This window comes from Mesorhizobium sp. M0998, from assembly GCF_040318885.1.
In the GTDB taxonomy this organism is placed as follows: domain Bacteria; phylum Pseudomonadota; class Alphaproteobacteria; order Rhizobiales; family Rhizobiaceae; genus Mesorhizobium.
Genome location: NZ_JAMYND010000002.1, coordinates 190,201 through 208,423 on the forward strand (window position 1 = coordinate 190,201; position 18,223 = coordinate 208,423).

An 18,223-nucleotide genomic window follows, 5' to 3' on the forward strand; every position below is an offset into this window, starting at 1 on the left:
ACGAACGACCGCAGCGCTATCACGTTGTTTCGGGAGAATCGTTCGAACTGGGAACCTCGTCGGTCTCCGGCAAACGATCGCGAATCGCTTCCTCAGTTTTGCTTGCCGTCTTTTTCACGACTTTCTTGACGCGGTCGACCAAGGTCTCGGCGTCGCTGCTGGAACCCTGTCGGTCAGCCTCTTCCTTTACAGTCTCATATGCTTCGGCGGCGACCTGCTTGGCTTGTTCCACGCCTTCTTCAAAGAGCTCCTCGGCACTGTCACGAAGCTTGTCGCGGTAGGGGCCGAGTTGTTCGTCTTCCGCGGCGGTGTGAGGCAGCATCACGCCGATGGCGGTGCCCACGGCAAGGCCCACCGCGGCCATTGCCAGAGGTTCGCGCTGGAACAGGTCCCGCGTCGACTGCCGCACCCGCCCCGCCATATCGTTGGCGCTCGAGCCGAACTGCCCGGCCGTGCTTCTTAATCTTTCTTTGGCGCCGCTCGCAACGTCTGCGACAGCCTCAGTCCCACCGCCTGCCACGGAAGCAACCGAACGAGCGGCATCGGAGAGCATGGAGCCGGCGGAATCTTCGCTCTCGGCACCGTACTCATCGCCGCTTGAGTCCTGCCAGGCCCCGCCCAAGCTCCGCTGGTCAGAGAAGGTTCGGCTGCCGTCAGGTTCCCTGCTGGTCGAATAGGCACCAAGTGCTGAACTGTCTACCGACGTGCCCTTGCCAAGCATCAGCCAGGCCAGGCCCGCGCCGACCAATGTAAGCGGCAACGGATTGTCCCTGACCTGAGTCTTAAGATTGCTGAGCATGGCGGATCCCTCGCCGCTGAACATCCCGGTGAATTCGTCGATCAGTTGGCCCGGTGTCATCTTGCTGCGGATCGAGTCTGCGGTATCTGCCACTCTGGCGCGAGCAATATCAGCATCGCGTTCCAACTCGGCTGCGGATTTGTCGGTCATCTTATCTGTTCCTTGATCACGCGTGCGTCGCGTTTAAGTTGGTCTTGTGTCCGGTCGGGGGTCAACTCTGAGGGAGCCATGCTTGCCTTGCCGGAGCGCAAGAGTATGACGCCCAGTACTGCCACCACGACGCCGACGAGCAGCGAGGACCATCCGGCTCCCAGCCCGGCGCTCGCCAAGGCAATCACCAGCGCCTGCAAAAGCACTATCAGGGCGGCGAGCAGGCAAATGGCGCCTCCCATTACCTCCACGGCGCCGGCGCCGGCCTTGCTTACCTTTTCCGACATTTCAGCCCGCAACAGCCTGCTTTCGGTTTGAAGCAGTGTTGTGACCTGCTGTGCCAGATCGCTGACAAGGGTTGTCAGGCTGCGAGTGTCCTGATTGTCAGTCATGGGTTTTGCTCCAGGCTTGCATTGGCCCAGTCATCGCCGGACTGATCGGATACTAGCGGGGCCGGCTCCACTGCCTCTGCCGATCGCCCTCCGAACTCATTCGAGCTAGGACCGGTCTCGGGCGCCCGGCCTGCTCCCGACCGGCGCGGTGCTCCGGCTTGGGCAGAGGGCGGCGAGCTCTTGATGAACCGCCCCAGCGCCAGGCCTGCCAATACCGAACCGGCGATCAGCGCCCCCGAGTTTTCGCGGCCGAACGACTGAATTTCGCCAAGCACCTCGTCGAACGGTTTATCCTTCAGGGACGAGGAAAGCCGCTCGAGCCCGCCTGCGGCGTCAAGGGCGAATTTCGAAGCGGTCCGTTGATCACTATTGGCAAGATGCTCGCTTGCCGCGCGCAATGCGCCGCTGAAGGCCTTCAGATTGGCGCTCACGTCGCGCTGCGTTCCCTCCGCCTTGTTGAACAATGCTTGCTTTGCTTCCGATGCGGAGTCTCCGGCTTTCCTGGTGATCTCGTCACGCGCATCGTGGAGCGCTTCCGTCGCGGTCTGCTTTTCTCGCTGTAGTCTTTCCGAAAGCTCGCTTCTGGCTGTCTCGAAATCGGCCGTCTGACGGCCCTGATCGTCCTGGTCCTGCATGGTGTCTCCTAGTGGAATCCGAGGAAGGAGAGGATCGCAAGCACGACGACGACGAGGCCGATGAGATAAATAACGCTGTTCATGGCGCAATCTCCTCCACTGCGCACCGAACTTGCCTGTGCTTCCCGTGTTCCCCTCAGGCGTCATCTTTTTTGGTAAGCGAAGCCTAACCAGCCTCAAGACGGGATGTTGTCCTGTGCCGATGGCGGTGAGCGCGCGGTTGGAAATGATACGAGACCGGACTCCGGTGCGACTTACAGGTCGAGGCGCAGGTCCGCTCCGGCACATGGCGCTGCATGGGCCGGAATCTTTCCGTAGTGCTTTGACTGGGCATTATCGCAGTGGGACCTGCCTGCGACCTACCACTCGATCGCAGGCCGCGCGATCATCAGCCAGAAAATCCCGAGTACGGCAGCGAAGGCGGGGAAGCCGAAGGCGAACCACAGCCAGAAGAGCCGATGATAGCGCGGCGGCAACGGCGCGCCTGCAGCGGCGGCTTGCGATGCCAGCTTGCGCATCTCCATTTGCATCCAGACGACCGGGAGCCAGAACATTCCGGTGAAGATATAGAGCGCGATCGAAAGTACGATCCAGCCCTCCGACAGCGAGTAGCCGGCCTGCCAGGCGAGCGCGGCTCCGGTCAAAGGTTGCGCGACCACGGCCGTCGCGGTGAAAAGGAAGTCGGCGACGACGACGACACGCGCCACCGCCGCAACCGTCGCGGCATTGCCGGTCCTGTGGGCGAGCAACATGAAGAAAGCGATACCGGCGCCGGTACCAAGCAGCACGGATGCGCCGATGACATGCAGAAATTTCAGCAGGAAATAGAGCATCAACGCTCCTCCAGCACTGCCAAGGCCACAAAGTGCAGCACCAGGATCGGCAACACCTTGAGGAACGGCCCAAGCGGGTCGTTCCACAGCTCGGGGCTCAGAAAGCTTCCGACGACCAGGTAGAAGAGCGAGAGCGCGATGCCGCCATAGAGGCCTTTTCGCGCCGCCGGCCGCCAGGCTAGGAGCGCGCCGACGGCGATGTCGGCAAGAGCACCGGCTATCACGATCGGCGCCGACAAGATGCCCGCCCCAGTGCCTTGCATCAGATCGACGCCGCTGCCGTAGCCGGTGGTCAGCGACACAATTCCCGTCACGATCCACAAGAAGGGCAGGACGACGAAGATCGCAGGCTTGATGAAATACAGCCGGGCAAACCATTTTTCCTGCACCGTTGCCGGATTGAGCGCGAGGAAGCCCGCCAGGGTTTGCGGGCGTATGCCGGTCGTGGCGGTCCAGTCCGAGGGATCTCCAACCGCTCCTCGGGCAATCTCTCTGGCCGCGTTGGTGCGCATCGGTGGACGCCAGCCGAACATCGCGGCAAGGTCGCCGAGGCGGTAGAGAAGCCTTGCAACAGCCGCCGGCAAGACAAACCTGGCTGCAGGAGCCCAGCCGAGCCATCGGCGATAGCTGCCGACGACCTCGTCCGTGCTCAGCTGTTCGGGACCGACAAGTTCCAGCACGATGCGAGACGGACTGGCGGGATCGAGAAGGAAGACGACGGTTGAGACCACGTCGTCGAGCTGCACCACTTGGAGCCGGCCGGTGCCGGGCATGGACGGCAGCACCGGCAGCGAGGCGAGACCCCTAAACAATGCGCTGGCCCCAAACACCGGCCGGCCGAGCACCACGGACGGGCGCAGGATCACCCAATCCAGATCAAGCGCCATAAGCGCTTGGTCGCCAGCCAGCTTCGTCACCGAGAATGCCGAAGGCTGCGCCCGATCGACGCCGATTGCCGAGAAGTGGATCACCCGGGCAACCCCTGCCCGCGCACAGGCGAGGAAGAGTGCTGCCGCCGCCTCGCGATGGACTTCGCGCGTCTTTTCACGAGGGCTATCCTGCAGAACGCCGGCACAATTGACGACGGCGTCTATGCCCCTGAGATGCGGTAGCCAGTCTTCGGGCTGCAGCGCCACCGCCATGTCCAGCACCAGCAATTGATAATTGCCGGTCCGGTTTGCGCCGGGGCTGCGGACCAATCCGATCACCTCATGTCCTTCGGAAAGAAGGCGTGCCACGACGGAGGCACCGATTAGGCCGGTGGCGCCGGTAACCAGGACTTTCACTGGACCCCATTCTCCGACGGCGGGAAAGTATCGTTCATTCCGGTTTATCGCCCTCGATACTCCCCTTCATACCGGAAAGTTCTTCCGTCGTGCATAACAACCGCGGCCGCGCCGGATCGGAGATGTCGAGCTTGTCCCAAGCGATGCGGTACATGCTTTCGCGACTGCGCAGTCGAAAGACATTGAGGACCGCAATGCCGATGGCCGAAGCGGACAGACGCTCGAAGGCCGCGTAGATGCCGACATGGTACTCGGCAATCACCAGGTCGTCGCCATCCGATTCTGCGCGTATCTCCTCGATATGACCGATGCTTTTGCCGCGCTGCGAAAGCACATTCCTGCCAGCCAATTGCTCGAGATTGATAGTAGCCATCATCCAGCTCCCGGGATACGCCCAATGACACGGTCGCGCAGCCAGTCCTGCCAGTCGAAAATCGCCGTTTCGCGGACGTCGATATCGAACTCGATGTCGACGCCGATGTCGCGCAGCTTGTTCCAGGCGATGCGGTGCGGCTCGGCATGGCGCTTGCCGCCGAGCCTTGCCGCAAGCCGCGCCATCCAGCGCCCGGGCCGCTGGCCAAGCCGGCGCGCCAGCGTGATCGAGCCGAGCTCGACCGCAATGATTTTTGCCGGCTTGCCTGGCCTGAGTTCGGCCACCAGCCCGTCAACCTTGCCGATCTTGACCTGCTCGCGGTCGACCACTTGCTTGTCCAGGATGTCGCGCAGCAAATCCATCACGTGCCTCCGAATATCTGCAAAGGAATGGTCACGATCGCGAGCACGAAACCGAGCGCGATGATGAAGATGACCGCGGCATTCGCTATCATGCCATTGCGGTGCTCGCCGACATAACGCTCGTCGTTCAGCAGGAAGAGGAACGGCACCACGGTTAGCGGCAGGCTGGCGGCCGTCAGCGCCATGGAGAAGATGGTGAGCTTCAGCGGATCGAGACCCAGTGCGATCGGAATGGCGGCGAGAAACAGCGAGACCGTATACACGGCGCTGAAGCCCGGGTCGTCGCGCGGTTTCAGGTTCTCGCCCCAGGTCCAGCCGAAACCCTGCGCCACAAGGTAGGCTTGCTGCAGGCCGATTTCGAGCGCGGCGCCGAAACAGGCAATGCCTAGTGACGCAACGAACAGGACAAATCCCCAGAAACCGAAGATCTGGATCAGCATCAGCGGCAGTTGGTGGTAGTCGTCGACCTGCACTATGCCGTGTGCTGCCAGAACGAGCGCCGCCACAATCAGCACACCCATAGCGATTGTGCCGCCAAAACTCATGCCCAGGCCGGCAATCGCCCGATTGGCTCCGAGATAGCTCTTGTCCCACTCGTCCTCGATCGCTCCCGACGAATAGAACATGAACAGATAGGGCGAGATCGACGCACCAAGAATGCTGACCGCCATGAACCAGTAGTTGGCCGCGTCGTGATCCGGCAGTGTTGGCACGGCCCCGGCCGCGACCTGCCCCCAATCGGGCTTCAGCATGACGGCGCCAACCACGAAGCACAGCGTGACCAGCCCGAGGATCGCGACGCCTTTTTCGATGAGTCCGAACGTGCCTTTCCAAAGGAACAGCCATGCCAGAAAAGCGACCGGCAGCGCCCACCACTGAAAGCCGATGCCGGTGGCGAGCTCGAGCGCAATGGCAACACCGCCGATTTCGGCTGCCATGACCAGGAAGTTAACCAGCAAAGTGGCGAGCAACGGCCACAGAAAGGCGTTGAAGCCAAACCGTTCCCGGATCCCGTCGGCGATGGTGTGATGACTAACTGCGGCGAAGCGTCCGGCCATTTCGACCAGGAAGATGATGCAGATCGTGCCCAGGACGACGGCCCATATCAGCTGAAACCTGAACGCCGCGCCGGCCTGGGCGGCGGTCGCCATTGATCCGACCTCAAGAAAGCCGCCAACGCTGGTGACGACGCCGAGCGATATTTCGAGCAGCTTCTTCATGATTTCGGCGCGAAATATTTCGCGTAGGACGTGCTCAGGTCGGCGGCGGCGGCCCGCAGATCCTGCTGCGCGTGTTCCACTTCCGAGCGGTTGCCGTTCTGCACGGCCGTCGCCGCGCGAATTACCGCTGCCGAAAGCCGTCCAACCGCCATCTTCAGACCGGCTTGGCCGCTGGACTCAGGCGACTTGCCGGACTGGATTTGCGCACCGGCATCGGCGAGCGCCTTGCCGGCCGATTGCAAAGTGCGCGACGTGTATTCCGACGGGGCTTCCCCAGCGATCCAGCTCTCCAGGACCAGCGATGCGGTCTGTGTGGCGGAAGCCGCGGTTTTCGACTGCTGCTCGACCTGGCCGGAAGGCGAGCATGCCGTCACTACAAATATTATCAGCAGCAAGCGCAGGCGGTCTGGTCGAGAACCGACGGCTGTAACGGCATTTACAATACGTGCTTGTAGCGTTGCTGCCACACGATTGTTCTCCCCGGCACCAGGCGACTTCGGCGCGAAGTTTGATCTAGAGCGCTGGGTGATCAGGTCAACTGAATCGCGATGAACGGCGCTGGCACCGCGGAACAAACCAGCGATCGCCGGATTAGGGGATGACGAGGCAAAGGCCATGGACAGGGAAGAGCGTATCAGGCAGCGAGCCCATGAGATCTGGGAGCGCGAAGGCCGTCCGCAAGGACGCGAGCGCGAGCATTGGGATCAGGCCGTGCAGGAGATCGAAGCTGAGGGTTCCGAGGCCGAACGCGGCCCGGTCGTGCCCGATCCAACGGTCGAGGCCGGCTCCGATCCGGAGGCACGCGGCAGCAAGCGGCGGCGAGGGACATGAGGCCGATGCCTCGTTTCGTCGCCTGGATCGTGGTCGTACTGGTCGTGCTGTTCGCCGCCTGGCTGATGATCGGGCGCGACAGAACCGGCGGCGGAGGTCAGCCCACGCCGCACGCAATTGATCAAAATGGATAGGAACCGACATGACGGGAACCGATACTCATCCTGAACAAGACCCGGCGGAAGGATCGCGATCGATAGTGGAAAAGCAGCTCCGCAACGAGCAAGGCGGTGAGGGTCAAAATCGCAAAGCCGAGCCAGCTTCCGACACATCCGGCAGCAAGACCAAGACACCTTCGGAAGCGCGCAAGAAAGGCTCAGGCTTGGATTGAGCCGGCCGAAAGCGGGCTCACACTGCCGTTTGCCTCGAAATAATAGGGATAGCGCTCCTGGACGATTTCGAGCACCTCGAAGATGCGGCGAAGATGCGTTCGCATCGCCTCTTCCGCCGCAAACGCGTCGGCCTGCTCAAGCGCATCGACAATCCGCCGATGCTGGCCGAGAACCACCGACATGCTGTCGAGGCGCGGGAAAGACAGGAAACGGAAGCGGTCCATGTGCAGCTTCGCCGCGCTGATGTCGGCCCAGATTCCGGGGAAGCCGGCATGGCTGGCGATGTGCTGGTGGAACAGCTCGTCCGACTTGAAGAAGCGCCTGTCGTCCGCGATGGAGGCGAACGTCTCCTGGACGGCCAGTTCGCCTTTGAGCACGGCAAGCAGGTCGGCACGGCGCGGGCTCTCGACCGCGCGCTTGATCAGGCCGACTTCGAGCGCTTCGCGCAGAAACTGCGATTTCTCGAGATCGGCAATCCGGAGCGGCGCCACCATGCTGCCGCGCTGCGGATAAATGTCGATCAAGCCAAGACCGGCCAACCGGGCGAGGGCCTCCCTGACCGGCGTGCGGCTCACGCCGAGGGCTTCCGACATCGCCTTTTCAGAAATCAGCTCGTGCGGCTTCAGACGGAAGGTCAGGATCTGGTCGAGCAAAACCTCGAACGTCCTAGCCGCGACTGAAGCGCCGGGGGTGGTTTCGTCGAGCCGCCCCTCGGTGATGGTCCGCGTTCCCAAAAGCCGTGCCATCGGCGACCCCTTATAGGCTCTGCAGCTTCAAGCCGTTCATGAAATGCCTGCGCAAGCAGCAGCGCCGACGTTATTCCTTGCGCGGAGAACCGCCGATGCGCGCCAGCAGGCCGCCATCGACGCGTACGACCTCGCCGGTGACGAAGGAGGCATCGTCGGACAGCAGGAAGGCGACGACTGCGGCAATCTCTTGCGGCTGGGCGGTACGGCCGAGCGGATGCATGTTGTCGAGGATGCGCAGGATCTCGTCGGGCTTATCGTTGAGCTTGACCGCATCCCGCAGCATCGGCGTGTCGACCGCGCCCGGAGCCACGGCATTGACGCGCACGCCGAGCGGCGCATAGTCGACCGCCATCGATTTGACCAGGCCGATCAGGCCGTGCTTGGCCGTGCTGTAGGCCAGAACCCCTTCCTGGCTGGCCAGACCCTGCACCGAGCTCATATGGACGATGGCGCCGCGGCTTTGCCGCAGCAGCGGCATCGCCGCGCGGGAGAGCAGGTAGGCAGCCTTGAGGTTGACGTTCATCACCTCGTCCCAAAGCGCCTCGTCCGTGGTCTCCACCGTTCCGTAACGCTGAATGCCGGCATTGTGGGAAAGCATGTCGAGCCCGCCGAACGCGGACCGGGCAAGCTCGACGGCGCGGCCACAGGCTTCAGTGTCGGCGGTCGAGCCAAGCACGGTGTGCACGGTCACGCCGCGCGCCGAAAGCTGCGCCGCGACGTCATCCAGCTGATCGCCCGCCCGGTCGAACAGAATCAGGTCGACGCCTTGCCCGGCCAGTCTTTCGGCGACAGCACGGCCGATGCCCATGGCCGCTCCCGTGACCAGTGCGCGTTTTTTGAACTCAGCCATTTATTCTCCCTCGAACAGTTGCGCAGTGACTACCATGGTAGTCGATCGGCGCCACTTGACGTGCCTTTCTTTGCCGAACCGGCCCAAGCGTGTTCGGCGTCATGTCGATCCTTGCATGAAAGCCAGCGTTTCCGCGCGCGTCGGTGCGCCGAGCCGTCCGCCAAAGCGCAGGCACTTTAGCGCGGCGGCGGCGCTGGCCACTGCTATCGCCCGCTCTTCGTCCCAACCTTCGGCCAGGCCGAGAGCGAAGGTGCCGTGAAACACGTCGCCCGCCGCCAGGGTGTCGACGGCTTCGACCCGCGGCGACGGCAGATGACGGACGTCATTGCTGCCCGAGTAGCGGAACACGGTGCCGTTCGCGCCATCGGTGACCGCCACGAAGGCGCCGGTCCGTTCGCCGAGAATGGCGACGGCGGAACCGGCGGAAACCTCTGGACCGCAAAGGATGCGTGCCGCCGGCAGCGAAGCAACGACATGCGAGGCGAGCGGCAGTAGCCGGTCGAGCACCGGTCGCGACGCGACATCGGCGTCAAGGATCGCCGGGATGCCGCACTCGCGAGCCTTCGCCAGCGCCAGGGCCGCGGCTCCGGGCCAGCGGACATCAACCAGCACGGCGTCGAAGCGGGAAAAATCCGCGGGCGGAAGAAGGTCAGGATCGGCTTGCGTGACGGCATCGTAGAAGGGCACAATCATACGCTCGCCGGCGGCATCGACCAGGATCGTGGCAATGGCCGAGCGGCCACCTTCAACCCTGCGCACCAACGAACAGTCGACCCGCTCCGCCTCCATCTGGCCGATGACATCGCGGCCGACAGCATCGTCGCCGACGCTTGCCCATAGCCAGACCTGCCCGCCCTGGCGGCTGGCTGACGCGGCGGCGGTTGCCGCCATACCGGCCGCGATCTGCACGGCCTCGCTTGGCAGGAACTTGCCGGCGCCGGAGGGCAGTACATCGAGGCGCAAGATCGTGTCGTAGGTGAGCGCGCCCACGCAGAGCAGGCGGGGCGCTGTCATTGCAGCCGGTAGCCGCGCTGATGGGCAATCGCGGTCATCACGCCTCTCAATTCGGCAAGGCCGCGAAGACGGCCGATTACGGGGTAGCCGGGATGGGTGTGCCGCGCAGCGTCATCGATCAGCTCGTGGCCATGATCCGGGCGAAACGGCAGCAGCGCCGTCGGTTCGCCGGCGTCGCGGCGGCGTTGCTGCTCGTCGAGCAAGATCGAAACCACCGACACCATGTCGAGATCGCCGCGCAGATGCTCGGATTCCATGAACGAACCGTCCGGGTCCTTGCTGACGTTGCGCAGATGCACGAAGTTTATCTTGTGCGCAAAGCGCCTGGCGATGGCGGGCACGTCATTGGCCGGGTTGGCGCCCAGAGACCCCGTGCACAAGGTGAGGCCGCTATGGGCCGACGGCACGGCGTCCAGGATAAGCGCGATGTCGTCGGCGTTCTTGACGATCCGGCACAGGCCGACGAGATCGCGCGGCGGATCGTCCGGGTGGATCGCCAACGTGACGCCCGCCTCTTCGGCCGCCGGCAGCACGTTTTCGAGAAAACGGACGAGATTCTCGCGCAGCCGGTCGTGCGACAGGCCCGACTGCTCGGCCACCACTTCGCGCAATTCTGCTATGTCGTAGCGCTTGAAGGCGCCCGGCAGGCCGGCCATGATGTTGGCGAGGAGACGTTCTTTTGACGTATCCGGCGTCGTCTCGAACCATTCGCTCGCCCGCTGGAGAACATCGGACGCATAGTCGCGCTCCGATCCCTTGCGCTGCAGCATGTAGCAATCGAACGCGGCAAGCTCGTGCATGTTCATGCGGAGCGCCCGTCCGCCGCCCGGCAGGGGCGCAGCCAGGTCGGTCCGGGTCCAGTCGAGGATCAGCATGAAGTTGTAGCAGACCGTGCGCACACCGCAGGCGCCGAGATTGCGTAAGGTCTGCCTGAAATTGTCGTAGAGCCGGTCGAGATCGCCGCGGCCGAGCTTGATGTCCTCGTGCACGGGCACGCTCTCGACGACGCTCCATTTCAGGCCCATCGCCGGATCCGCCTCGATAAGCGCCTGGCGCTGCCTGATGGCGTCGATCGGCCAGACTTCGCCGTAAGGGATGTCGTGCAGTGCCGTCACGATGCCGGTCGCGCCGGCCTGCCTGGCATGAGCAAGCGTTGCCGCGTCGCTCGGGCCAAACCATCGCCACGTCTGCTCCATTCGACCTCCAGCTGCGGAATTTCTCGATGAGAACCGCTGATATATTGGATACTACCATGGCAGGCAATTGCTTGCCGCAGCCGGTCCTGTGTCCGCGTTCGGGCGGCCGCCCTATGAGAGATTACAACGGTACGTGGCGTTCAGATTGAACGGCTATGCAAGGTCCGAGTTTCGGCTGGCCCAAATCGCGCCGCGTTCGAACATCGTGCGCATTTGCGGCACGGCGAACTCGTCGGCGGTGTGGCCGAGCGCGCTGTAGAAGACGCGGCCCTTGCCGTAGCGGCGCTTCCAGACGACCGGCATGACGACGCCGGCGATGAAATCGAGATGCTCGCCGGTGAAAGTAGTCGTCGCCAGCACCTCGTTGGTCGGATCGACATGCATGTAATACTGCTCTGAACGGTAGGCGAAGCCGTCGATGCCCTGCATGACCGGATCGTCTGGACTGGTGATATCGACGTGATAGTCGATGATGTTGCCGGGATGGGCGACCCACTGGCCGCCGGTCATGAACTGGTATTCCGGCTCATTTCGGAAGCTGTCGCACATCGTGCCGTGAAAGCCCGCAAGGCCGGTGCCGGCCCCGACGGCGCTGGTCAGGTTTTGCAGCTCCGGCTTTTCGATCGTCGACATCGTGATCACCGGGACGATGAGATCGAGCTTGCTCAGCTGCGGATCGGCAAGCGCCGAAGTCCCCTGCTCCAGCTGCACGTCGAAGCCGTTGCCGGCCAGCATCTCCTTGACGATTTCGGCGCTTCGAGCCGGGGTGTGACCTTCCCAGCCGCCCCAGAAAATCAGTGCCGTCTTGCTCATCGCATTGTTCCCTATTCCAGAATTCCGAAAGGCAGATCGGCGCGCATCGGCGCCGGCCGGGCGCAGCCATATCTGAGATCGATACGCTGCCCTACGTCTGCTGAAGAGATGATCGATTCCATGATTTCCAGGACATGGAGGGAAAGGTCGAGACTGGCGCGGTGTTGCCTGCCCGAGACGATCGCCTGCGCCATGTCGGCAAGGCCGAGGCCCCGGTAATTGCCGTCGCCATAGGAATGGATCTGATCGGCCACCGTCCAGTCGCCCTTGCGCTGGCTGGTCCTGATGTCGCCCTGGAACTGGTTGGGATCGGAGACGATCATCGAGCCCGTCGTTCCGTAAAGTTCGATGTGATTGTGTTCATGCTTCCAGACGTCGAAGCTGGTGGTGATCGAGACCGCGGCGCCATTCTCGAATGCGAGCAGGCCGGAAATATGGGTCGGCACCTCGACCCGGATGGTCTCGCCCTGGCGCGGTCCAGAACCGATGGTGCGGGTGGCGTAGGATGACTTCGCCTGCCCGGTCACGGATTTTACCGGACCCAGGAGATTGACCAGGCAGGTCAGGTAGTACGGTCCCATGTCGAGCATCGGCCCGCCGCCGGGCTGATAGTAGAAATCCGGATTGGGATGCCAGAGCTCGTGGCCGGGCACCTGCATGAAGGCAGAGCCGGCGACAATGGTCCCGACCGTATCCTTATCGACCAGCCGCCGCGCCGTTTGGTGGGAGCCGCCAAGAAAGGTGTCGGGTGCACAGCCGACGCGCACGCCCTTTTCGCGCGCGGCCGCGACCAGCCGCTCGGCGTCGCTGAGCGTCGTTGCCAGCGGCTTCTCGGAATAGACGTGCTTGCGTTGCCCGACAGCCTGCAGGCCGACCGGCACATGATGCTGCGGCGTCGTCAGGTTGAGCACGATCTCGACGCGCGGATCGGCCAACAGCGCGTCGACCGGCATGGCAGCCAGGCCGTAGGTCGCTGCCTTGGCCTCGGCCGCCGTCCGGTTGACGTCGGCGACGCCGACAATGTCGAGCACCGGGAATTGTGGCGATGCCTTCAGATAGGCATCCGAAATGTTGCCGCAGCCGATAATGCCGACGCCGATGCTGCGCATGGGCTTCTCCTCAAAAGGCGGCATTGATGAAACAGCAGAACTCGTTTGTCACCCCCCTTTCGGCCGGACGAGGTTGTCCCGTGACAAGGATATACCTCGAGAGCCTCAGAACCGCCGCCCGATCACAATCGCGCGCCTATGCGCGAGCCGCTTGATTTCGAGGTCGAACGGCCGGTACTCAGCAACACTGCTTCATGTAGCTTGCTCGACATTTCTGATGCCGGCTTTGAGCACAGAACAGATTTTCACCCGTAGAAGGACGCACATGATCCGCCCACAAGGAACCATCGCACCGATCCTGACGCCGTTCGAAAACGACGGCCGCATTGCCCGCGACCTCTGGATATCACACGCCAAGTGGGTGCTGGATCAGGGAGCGCATTTCCTGTCGCCGTTCGGCACCACGGGCGAGGCGTTGTCCGTCTCGTTGCGCGAGCGCATGCAAGCGCTGGAGTGGCTGGTCGAGGCCGGCATTTCGCCAAGCCATCTGATGCCCGGCACCGGTGTCACGGCACTTGCCGAGACCGTCGAGCTGACGGCGCATGCCGTCGGGCTCGGCTGTGCCGGGGTGATGGTGCTGCCGTCGTTCTTCTATACGGCCGCCGGCGACAACGGACAGGCCCGCTACTATGGCGAGCTGATCGAACGGGTGGCGAACCCGGCGATGAGGATGATCCTCTACCACATCCCGCAGAATTCCGGCGTACCGGTGAGCCCGGCGCTGACCGCCCGCTTGAGCCAAGCGTTTCCGGATGTCGTGGTGGCTTACAAGGACAGCGCCGGCGATTGGAACAACACCGTGGCGGTCATTGCGGCAGCTCCAGGGGTCGCGGTGTTCCCGAGCTCGGAAGCACAGCTGACGAAAGGCCTCGCCAACGGTGCTGCGGGGTGCATCTCGGCGACGGTCAATCTGAATGCCGCAGCGATCCGGGCCCTCTACGACGCAGCGCTGGCGGGAGAGGACATTACTGACGCGGATGCCGCCATCAACGCGTTCCGCAAAATCATCCAGGACGCCGGCCTCATCTCCGCGATGAAGGCAGTGCTGGCGGTACGGTCCGGCGACAGACGCTGGCTGAACCTGCGCGCGCCCCATGAGAACGCGACGCAAGCCACCGGCGAAGCTTTGCTCGCCGCTCTCGGCCCGCTAGCCGACCATATCGGCCGGAGCTGACTATCGGGCCGTGTTCAGGGCGGCAGCGGCGCGTATCAGCGCCTTGAACGCATTCTCATCTATGTCTTCGCCCTCACGGATATCGATGGCGCGCCTGGTGTTGCCTTCGAGGCTGGAGTTGAACAGGCCTGAAGGATCCTGCAGGGCGGCGCCCTTTGCGAAGGTCACCTTCACGACGTTCTTGTAGGTCTCGCCGGTGCAGATTATTCCGGCGTGCGACCACACCGGAACGCCTCGCCACTTCCACTCCTCGACGACTTCCGGGTCAGCCTGCTTGACGAGAGCGCGGACATGGGAAAGCGTCTTGCCTCGCCAATCGCCCAGCTCACTGATCCTCGCATCTATCAGCTGAGAGGGAGAGCTCTCTGCATTTCCTTCCATAGAGCCACTCTTCATCATCATTGTCGCTTTCCCTAGGGTTGTTGCCGCTCGCCCGTCACATGAATACCGCTAGTCGGCACCGGGTTTGCGGGAATGACTCGCATTCCACTCACATTCGCTCGCCAGGCAACTGGCTGGCTTGCTTTACCCAGCCGGTGAGTTGAGCTTCGTCGAGCTGGTCGTCCTCGCGGATGTCGAGGTAGCGCACGTCCTTGTGCTTGGACTCGCCTGGAGGGACAGGATGCAGCGACGTGCCGCGGAAGAAAGCCAGCTTGATGTACTTTGTGAAGCAATGGAAGTTGAGGAACCAGCCTTGACCCTCTACGCCATAGAAGGGCGAGTTCCATTTGACGGCCTTGCGCAGGTTGGGAACGTTGCGCTCGATGAGTGCGTCGAGGCGGCGGCCGACGTCGCGTTTCCAGCTCGGCATGGCCGCGATGTAGGCCTGCACGGGAGCGTCACCATCACCCTTCGGGATCTGCGGGTTGCCGCCTGCGAGGAGGACCGGCTTGGCGGCTGCAGGCTTGGCGGCGGGCTTCTTCGCGACCGCCGCTGACTTGATGGACGTCTTGTCGGCCATGCGTTCACTCCAATGCGCCGGTGCCCCCTGCGTTGCGCCACTTGGGAGCGTAAGGCAGCACGAACATGTACAGCCCGGTAAGCAGGAGCAAGCCGAGTGGAAACAGCGGCAAGAGGTATACCCAGTAGGCGGGTTCCTTGCCTACTCCCAGGCTGATGAAGATGGCGGCGACGACCGTCGCAAAGATAATCGATAGCCAGCGGTGGATCTGCCGAACCCATTTGTTCCAATCCATTGAGACCTCCTCTGAAGACGAACCGAAGCGGATCGGGCAGCCCGTTTGGCGACTCCCGCCGGGCAGCCACGCCACTGAACGCATGCTTTACCAGCGCGCCAGTTGGGTGATTTGAACGAGATTGCCGCAGTTGTCGTTCAGCTGGGCGATGGTCGAGCCGGTCACTTCGGTCGGCGGCATCGTGAACTCGGCGCCGCGCGCTTTGATGCGCTCGTAGTCGCCCTTGACGTTATCGGTGAAGAACATGACCGCGGGCTGGCCCTGCTGGAAAATGGCTTGCTGGTAGGTCTTTGCAGCGGGGTTGTCATTGAGCGCGAGTTGCAGCTCGGCACTGTCCGGCTCGTCGGGTGATGCGACGGTCAGCCAGCGAAACGGCCCATTGCTGAAATCGGCCTTCTTGGTAAAGCCGAGCGTTTCGGTGTAAAAGCCCAGTGCCTTTTCCTGGTCGTCCACGTATACTTTGGCCAACTTGATCTTCATTGGCTTGCCTCCATTATCGCCTCGTGATGTCGCTCTGTAACAGAGCCCTTGCCTGGATAGCCCAGCGGATCTCAGTCCGTCCGCGCCAGAACCTGCTCCAGATCGTCAAAGAACCTCGGCCAGCCGATTTTGGCACCCCGGAAGTAAGGCTGCTGATCCGGCCGGAAGCCCGACTGTTCCATGCGCAAGCGGGCTCCGGTGCTCGTGGGGGTGAGGGTCCAGGAGACGACACTCTTGAGATCCTTGGTATCCCACGTGTAAGTCAGTGTTCTGTTCGGCTCGACCGTCTGCACCTGACATTCGACAACGCCCCAGTCTGCGTGAAGATTGAAACGGTGGTCCGCGACAGGTTTGAAGTCATTTTTCATGAGCCACTCCTCGATCAAGTGTGGTTGCGTGAGCGCGCGCCAGATCTTCTCGGGCGGATAAGCGATTTCCCGTTCGACAACGACGGAGAGCGTTTCGGTCGACGTTCGGTTCACTGGTCCATCCTTTTGAGCAGGTCTTCGAGGTCGTCGAACCGGCTCTGCCAGAACCCGGTCATCTGGCTTGTCCAGTCGATCAGGGGGGCAAGCGCAGCAAGCTGCGCGCTATAATGGGTCTGTCGCCCTGCATGGCGGTCGCGCACGAGCCCGGCCTGCCTCAAAACGCCGAGATGTTTTGACACGGCCGGTTGCGAAATTCCGGCCTGAGCCGTCAGAGCCCCGACCGTCTGCTCTCCTTCGCGACACAGCCGCTCAAAAATAGCGCGCCGAGTCGGATCGGCAAGCGTTCTGAAGAGTACATCGTGAGCGTTTGGCATTGGGATCGATAACTCTTCGGCTATTGATCGATGTATAACCGCCGGGATATGTGTGAGTCAAGCGGGAAGCGGCATAATTCTCGTTGCAGGTCACCTGCTTCGCTCACGCAGCCAGTTGCTTATTCGCCGTGCTCTGCACTGGAATTGTCACGCGTTATGCGCTACATGACCATCTACATGGTCAGGAGCGTGACATGGATGCAGTCAATCTGGCGGACGCCAAGGCACATCTGAGTGAGCTCGTCGACCGGGTTGAAGCTGGAGACTCGATCGACATAACCCGGCGTGGCAAGCCGGTCGCCAGGCTCACGGCCGTGGCCCGCCCTCGCAAACGGATCGACGCCGTCCTGCTCCAATCCCTGACCGCAACCATGTCTCTGCAGGCTCAGGCTGCCACCGATCTGGTGCGATCGATGCGAGATGGCGATCGCTATTGACGTCCTATCTCGATACTTCGCTGATCATCGCGGCGCTATCCAACGAAGCCGTGACCGCGCGCGTTCAGGGCTGGCTGGCGGAGCAGGACCCTGCGCAACTTGTGATCAGCGACTGGACCATCACCGAGATGTCCTCCGCCATGGCGGTCAAGCTTCGGACCGGACAGATCGACCTGGATCAACGCGCGGCAGCGCTCGCGATGTTCAATAAGCTTGTCGCTGAGAGCTTCACCGTGCTGCCGGTGACGGGCGGGCATTTTCGGGTCGCCGCGAAATTCGCCGATCAGCATATCCTCGGGCTTCGTGCTGGCGACGCCCTGCACCTCGCGACGGCATCGGAGCATGGCGCCACGGTGTGGACCCTCGACCAGCGGCTCGCCGAGGCAGGACCGATTGTCGGCGTGCCGACGCAGTTGATGGCATGATCGAGGCCCTCTCCTCCAAAATGAACACACCTATTGGCTGCAATTCTTGACCTTCACGACTTGTGGATATACATTGCTTCCAGCGTATATCTAAGCGAGGAAGTGGCATGCAGGTCGCCAAATGGGGAAACAGTCTTGCGGTCCGCCTTCCCGCCGCTGTGGTCGAAGCGCTTGAACTCAGGGAAGGCGATGAGATCGAAATCCATGTCGCTGACGCCCGCCAGCTTGGCGTCGCGCGGAAGCCCGGGCGTGAGGAGTTGCTGAAGCGTCTCCGCGCCTTCCGCGGTCGGCTTCCCGCTGACTTCAAATTCGATCGGGACGAGGCAAATGCCCGCTAGTTTTTTCGATACCAATGTCCTTCTTTATATCGCGTCAGACGACACGGCGAAGGCGGATCGGGCCGAGGCGGTCATCGCCGATGGCGGGGCGATCAGCGTGCAGGTTCTCAATGAACTCACCAATGTCGCGCGTCGGAAGATGCAAATGTCATGGGACGACACGCATGCGCTGCTGACCACGCTGCGCGGCCTGTTGACGGTTCATCCGCTCACGCACGAGACCCACGAAACAGGATTGAGGCTCGCCGAGCGGTACGGCCTTTCCACCTATGAAGCGATGATCGCCTCCGCGGCGGTTCACGCTGGCTGCGATACACTCTGGTCAGAGGACATGCAGCACGGAATGGCGCTCGACGAAGGCTTGCGCATCGTTAATCCCTTTCGCGTTGCGAGCTGATCACGCTCATTGAAGGGGGCTGGCCGGGAG

29 protein-coding genes are annotated in these 18,223 nt (G+C 62.6%); 8 read left to right on the forward strand and 21 right to left on the reverse strand.

Features of this window, described 5'->3' with window-relative positions; translation table 11 throughout:
* Positions 1-19 precede the first annotated feature (19 nt).
* The 9 genes from NKH59_RS02770 to NKH59_RS02810 all read right to left on the reverse strand — a co-directional run bounded on the left by NKH59_RS02770 (position 20) and on the right by NKH59_RS02810 (position 6,667).
* A complete protein-coding gene (locus NKH59_RS02770) occupies positions 20-949 on the reverse strand; it encodes a hypothetical protein (RefSeq protein ID WP_352502162.1) in 930 nt (309 codons plus the stop codon).
* Positions 946-1,341 (reverse strand): phage holin family protein, encoded by a 396-nt coding sequence (locus tag NKH59_RS02775; protein ID WP_352502161.1) that lies wholly within the window; start codon positions 1,339-1,341, stop codon positions 946-948. The genes NKH59_RS02770 and NKH59_RS02775 overlap by 4 nt, the downstream gene beginning before the upstream one ends.
* On the reverse strand, positions 1,338-2,066 hold the full coding sequence (locus NKH59_RS02780; RefSeq protein WP_352502160.1) for a hypothetical protein: 729 nt from the start codon (positions 2,064-2,066) through the stop codon (positions 1,338-1,340). The genes NKH59_RS02775 and NKH59_RS02780 overlap by 4 nt, the downstream gene beginning before the upstream one ends.
* A gap of 269 nt (positions 2,067-2,335) precedes the next feature.
* Positions 2,336-2,809: a DUF2269 family protein gene (locus tag NKH59_RS02785; RefSeq protein WP_352473424.1), complete on the reverse strand. Its 474-nt coding sequence runs from the start codon at positions 2,807-2,809 to the stop codon at positions 2,336-2,338.
* On the reverse strand, positions 2,809-4,095 hold the full coding sequence (locus NKH59_RS02790; RefSeq protein ID WP_353020791.1) for an SDR family oxidoreductase: 1,287 nt from the start codon (positions 4,093-4,095) through the stop codon (positions 2,809-2,811). Before NKH59_RS02790 ends, NKH59_RS02785 begins: the two co-directional genes overlap by 1 nt.
* Positions 4,096-4,129: 34 nt before the next feature.
* Positions 4,130-4,468, reverse strand: coding sequence for a hypothetical protein (locus NKH59_RS02795; protein WP_352830903.1), 339 nt, complete (start codon positions 4,466-4,468; stop codon positions 4,130-4,132).
* The gene (locus NKH59_RS02800; protein WP_352502157.1) at positions 4,468-4,830 is read right to left on the reverse strand and encodes a hypothetical protein; all 363 of its coding nucleotides are present in this window, start codon (positions 4,828-4,830) and stop codon (positions 4,468-4,470) included. The genes NKH59_RS02795 and NKH59_RS02800 overlap by 1 nt, the downstream gene beginning before the upstream one ends.
* Positions 4,830-6,050 carry an NRAMP family divalent metal transporter gene (locus tag NKH59_RS02805; RefSeq protein ID WP_352502156.1) on the reverse strand — a complete coding sequence of 407 codons (1,221 nt, stop codon included), beginning with the start codon at positions 6,048-6,050 and terminating at the stop codon, positions 4,830-4,832. Before NKH59_RS02805 ends, NKH59_RS02800 begins: the two co-directional genes overlap by 1 nt.
* Positions 6,047-6,667, reverse strand: a complete 621-nt coding sequence (locus NKH59_RS02810) for a hypothetical protein (RefSeq protein WP_352473430.1) — start codon at positions 6,665-6,667, stop codon at positions 6,047-6,049. The genes NKH59_RS02805 and NKH59_RS02810 overlap by 4 nt, the downstream gene beginning before the upstream one ends.
* On the opposite strand from NKH59_RS02810, the gene NKH59_RS02815 reads away from it, so the two are divergent.
* Genes NKH59_RS02815 through NKH59_RS02825 form a run of 3 tightly spaced genes read left to right on the forward strand, consistent with a single transcriptional unit; the run spans position 6,666 to position 7,212 of the window.
* Positions 6,666-6,881, forward strand: a complete 216-nt coding sequence (locus NKH59_RS02815) for a DUF2934 domain-containing protein (protein WP_023676165.1) — start codon at positions 6,666-6,668, stop codon at positions 6,879-6,881. The genes NKH59_RS02810 and NKH59_RS02815 overlap by 2 nt on opposite strands.
* Positions 6,882-6,886: 5 nt before the next feature.
* Positions 6,887-7,015 (forward strand): hypothetical protein, encoded by a 129-nt coding sequence (locus NKH59_RS02820; protein ID WP_280952094.1) that lies wholly within the window; start codon positions 6,887-6,889, stop codon positions 7,013-7,015.
* A gap of 8 nt (positions 7,016-7,023) precedes the next feature.
* A complete protein-coding gene (locus NKH59_RS02825; RefSeq protein ID WP_352473431.1) occupies positions 7,024-7,212 on the forward strand; it encodes a hypothetical protein in 189 nt (62 codons plus the stop codon).
* On the opposite strand, the gene NKH59_RS02830 is transcribed toward NKH59_RS02825, so the two are convergent.
* The 6 genes from NKH59_RS02830 to NKH59_RS02855 form a co-directional block, all read right to left on the reverse strand.
* Positions 7,198-7,959 (reverse strand): GntR family transcriptional regulator, encoded by a 762-nt coding sequence (locus tag NKH59_RS02830; protein ID WP_353020794.1) that lies wholly within the window; start codon positions 7,957-7,959, stop codon positions 7,198-7,200. The genes NKH59_RS02825 and NKH59_RS02830 overlap by 15 nt on opposite strands.
* A 70-nt stretch (positions 7,960-8,029) precedes the next feature.
* Positions 8,030-8,812, reverse strand: a complete 783-nt coding sequence (locus tag NKH59_RS02835) for an SDR family NAD(P)-dependent oxidoreductase (RefSeq protein WP_352451506.1) — start codon at positions 8,810-8,812, stop codon at positions 8,030-8,032.
* Positions 8,813-8,911: 99 nt separating this feature from the next.
* Positions 8,912-9,826 carry a PfkB family carbohydrate kinase gene (locus NKH59_RS02840; protein WP_352502151.1) on the reverse strand — a complete coding sequence of 305 codons (915 nt, stop codon included), beginning with the start codon at positions 9,824-9,826 and terminating at the stop codon, positions 8,912-8,914.
* Positions 9,823-11,022, reverse strand: a complete 1,200-nt coding sequence (uxuA, locus tag NKH59_RS02845) for a mannonate dehydratase (RefSeq protein ID WP_352502150.1) — start codon at positions 11,020-11,022, stop codon at positions 9,823-9,825. The genes NKH59_RS02840 and uxuA overlap by 4 nt, the downstream gene beginning before the upstream one ends.
* A 153-nt stretch (positions 11,023-11,175) precedes the next feature.
* The gene (locus NKH59_RS02850) at positions 11,176-11,835 is read right to left on the reverse strand and encodes a ThuA domain-containing protein (protein WP_352502149.1); all 660 of its coding nucleotides are present in this window, start codon (positions 11,833-11,835) and stop codon (positions 11,176-11,178) included.
* A gap of 11 nt (positions 11,836-11,846) precedes the next feature.
* A complete protein-coding gene (locus tag NKH59_RS02855) occupies positions 11,847-12,944 on the reverse strand; it encodes a Gfo/Idh/MocA family protein (protein ID WP_352768230.1) in 1,098 nt (365 codons plus the stop codon).
* A 265-nt stretch (positions 12,945-13,209) separates the two neighbouring features.
* On the opposite strand from NKH59_RS02855, the gene NKH59_RS02860 reads away from it, so the two are divergent.
* Complete coding sequence (locus NKH59_RS02860; protein ID WP_352502147.1) at positions 13,210-14,118, forward strand: dihydrodipicolinate synthase family protein; 909 nt, start codon at positions 13,210-13,212, stop codon at positions 14,116-14,118.
* Here the strand turns inward: NKH59_RS02860 and NKH59_RS02865 are convergent, their stop codons facing one another.
* The 6 genes from NKH59_RS02865 to NKH59_RS02890 form a co-directional block, all read right to left on the reverse strand.
* Complete coding sequence (locus NKH59_RS02865) at positions 14,119-14,517, reverse strand: DUF1801 domain-containing protein (protein ID WP_352502219.1); 399 nt, start codon at positions 14,515-14,517, stop codon at positions 14,119-14,121.
* Positions 14,518-14,608: 91 nt separating this feature from the next.
* Complete coding sequence (locus NKH59_RS02870; RefSeq protein WP_352502146.1) at positions 14,609-15,079, reverse strand: DUF1801 domain-containing protein; 471 nt, start codon at positions 15,077-15,079, stop codon at positions 14,609-14,611.
* Between the two features lie 4 nt (positions 15,080-15,083).
* Entirely contained in the window at positions 15,084-15,314 is a 231-nt protein-coding gene (locus tag NKH59_RS02875; protein ID WP_352473441.1) for a hypothetical protein, read from the reverse strand.
* 87 nt (positions 15,315-15,401) lie between these two features.
* Positions 15,402-15,794 (reverse strand): VOC family protein, encoded by a 393-nt coding sequence (locus tag NKH59_RS02880; protein ID WP_352502145.1) that lies wholly within the window; start codon positions 15,792-15,794, stop codon positions 15,402-15,404.
* 71 nt (positions 15,795-15,865) lie between these two features.
* On the reverse strand, positions 15,866-16,276 hold the full coding sequence (locus NKH59_RS02885; protein ID WP_352502144.1) for an SRPBCC family protein: 411 nt from the start codon (positions 16,274-16,276) through the stop codon (positions 15,866-15,868).
* On the reverse strand, positions 16,273-16,596 hold the full coding sequence (locus NKH59_RS02890) for an ArsR/SmtB family transcription factor (RefSeq protein WP_023716560.1): 324 nt from the start codon (positions 16,594-16,596) through the stop codon (positions 16,273-16,275). Before NKH59_RS02890 ends, NKH59_RS02885 begins: the two co-directional genes overlap by 4 nt.
* 194 nt (positions 16,597-16,790) lie before the next feature.
* Between NKH59_RS02890 and NKH59_RS02895 the strand changes: the two genes are divergently transcribed.
* From NKH59_RS02895 to NKH59_RS02910, 4 genes are all read left to right on the forward strand, one after another.
* Positions 16,791-17,033, forward strand: a complete 243-nt coding sequence (locus NKH59_RS02895; protein WP_352502143.1) for a type II toxin-antitoxin system Phd/YefM family antitoxin — start codon at positions 16,791-16,793, stop codon at positions 17,031-17,033.
* Positions 17,030-17,458, forward strand: coding sequence for a type II toxin-antitoxin system VapC family toxin (locus NKH59_RS02900; protein ID WP_352849884.1), 429 nt, complete (start codon positions 17,030-17,032; stop codon positions 17,456-17,458). Before NKH59_RS02895 ends, NKH59_RS02900 begins: the two co-directional genes overlap by 4 nt.
* Before the next feature lie 107 nt (positions 17,459-17,565).
* On the forward strand, positions 17,566-17,796 hold the full coding sequence (locus tag NKH59_RS02905; RefSeq protein WP_023676182.1) for an AbrB/MazE/SpoVT family DNA-binding domain-containing protein: 231 nt from the start codon (positions 17,566-17,568) through the stop codon (positions 17,794-17,796).
* Positions 17,786-18,193 carry a PIN domain-containing protein gene (locus NKH59_RS02910; RefSeq protein WP_352502141.1) on the forward strand — a complete coding sequence of 136 codons (408 nt, stop codon included), beginning with the start codon at positions 17,786-17,788 and terminating at the stop codon, positions 18,191-18,193. Before NKH59_RS02905 ends, NKH59_RS02910 begins: the two co-directional genes overlap by 11 nt.
* Positions 18,194-18,223 lie beyond the last annotated feature (30 nt).

Bases quoted from the DNA above. Each gene is read 5' to 3' on its own strand.
- NKH59_RS02840 (WP_352502151.1), bottom strand. From the start codon at position 9,826: ATGACAGCGCCCCGCCTGCTCTGCGTGGGCGCGCTCACCTACGACACG.
- NKH59_RS02890 (WP_023716560.1), bottom strand. From the start codon at position 16,596: ATGCCAAACGCTCACGATGTACTCTTCAGAACGCTTGCCGATCCGACT.
- NKH59_RS02860 (WP_352502147.1), top strand. From the start codon at position 13,210: ATGATCCGCCCACAAGGAACCATCGCACCGATCCTGACGCCGTTCGAA.
- NKH59_RS02850 (WP_352502149.1), bottom strand. From the start codon at position 11,835: ATGAGCAAGACGGCACTGATTTTCTGGGGCGGCTGGGAAGGTCACACC.
- NKH59_RS02835 (WP_352451506.1), bottom strand. From the start codon at position 8,812: ATGGCTGAGTTCAAAAAACGCGCACTGGTCACGGGAGCGGCCATGGGC.
- NKH59_RS02910 (WP_352502141.1), top strand. From the start codon at position 17,786: ATGCCCGCTAGTTTTTTCGATACCAATGTCCTTCTTTATATCGCGTCA.
- NKH59_RS02785 (WP_352473424.1), bottom strand. From the start codon at position 2,809: ATGCTCTATTTCCTGCTGAAATTTCTGCATGTCATCGGCGCATCCGTG.
- NKH59_RS02830 (WP_353020794.1), bottom strand. From the start codon at position 7,959: ATGGCACGGCTTTTGGGAACGCGGACCATCACCGAGGGGCGGCTCGAC.
- NKH59_RS02820 (WP_280952094.1), top strand. From the start codon at position 6,887: ATGCCTCGTTTCGTCGCCTGGATCGTGGTCGTACTGGTCGTGCTGTTC.
- NKH59_RS02805 (WP_352502156.1), bottom strand. From the start codon at position 6,050: ATGAAGAAGCTGCTCGAAATATCGCTCGGCGTCGTCACCAGCGTTGGC.
- NKH59_RS02775 (WP_352502161.1), bottom strand. From the start codon at position 1,341: ATGACTGACAATCAGGACACTCGCAGCCTGACAACCCTTGTCAGCGAT.
- NKH59_RS02880 (WP_352502145.1), bottom strand. From the start codon at position 15,794: ATGAAGATCAAGTTGGCCAAAGTATACGTGGACGACCAGGAAAAGGCA.
- NKH59_RS02815 (WP_023676165.1), top strand. From the start codon at position 6,666: ATGGACAGGGAAGAGCGTATCAGGCAGCGAGCCCATGAGATCTGGGAG.
- NKH59_RS02870 (WP_352502146.1), bottom strand. From the start codon at position 15,079: ATGGCCGACAAGACGTCCATCAAGTCAGCGGCGGTCGCGAAGAAGCCC.
- NKH59_RS02825 (WP_352473431.1), top strand. From the start codon at position 7,024: ATGACGGGAACCGATACTCATCCTGAACAAGACCCGGCGGAAGGATCG.
- NKH59_RS02895 (WP_352502143.1), top strand. From the start codon at position 16,791: ATGGATGCAGTCAATCTGGCGGACGCCAAGGCACATCTGAGTGAGCTC.
- NKH59_RS02795 (WP_352830903.1), bottom strand. From the start codon at position 4,468: ATGGCTACTATCAATCTCGAGCAATTGGCTGGCAGGAATGTGCTTTCG.
- NKH59_RS02800 (WP_352502157.1), bottom strand. From the start codon at position 4,830: ATGGATTTGCTGCGCGACATCCTGGACAAGCAAGTGGTCGACCGCGAG.
- uxuA (WP_352502150.1), bottom strand. From the start codon at position 11,022: ATGGAGCAGACGTGGCGATGGTTTGGCCCGAGCGACGCGGCAACGCTT.
- NKH59_RS02770 (WP_352502162.1), bottom strand. From the start codon at position 949: ATGACCGACAAATCCGCAGCCGAGTTGGAACGCGATGCTGATATTGCT.
- NKH59_RS02865 (WP_352502219.1), bottom strand. From the start codon at position 14,517: ATGATGAAGAGTGGCTCTATGGAAGGAAATGCAGAGAGCTCTCCCTCT.
- NKH59_RS02875 (WP_352473441.1), bottom strand. From the start codon at position 15,314: ATGGATTGGAACAAATGGGTTCGGCAGATCCACCGCTGGCTATCGATT.
- NKH59_RS02810 (WP_352473430.1), bottom strand. From the start codon at position 6,667: ATGGCCTTTGCCTCGTCATCCCCTAATCCGGCGATCGCTGGTTTGTTC.
- NKH59_RS02905 (WP_023676182.1), top strand. From the start codon at position 17,566: ATGCAGGTCGCCAAATGGGGAAACAGTCTTGCGGTCCGCCTTCCCGCC.
- NKH59_RS02855 (WP_352768230.1), bottom strand. From the start codon at position 12,944: ATGCGCAGCATCGGCGTCGGCATTATCGGCTGCGGCAACATTTCGGAT.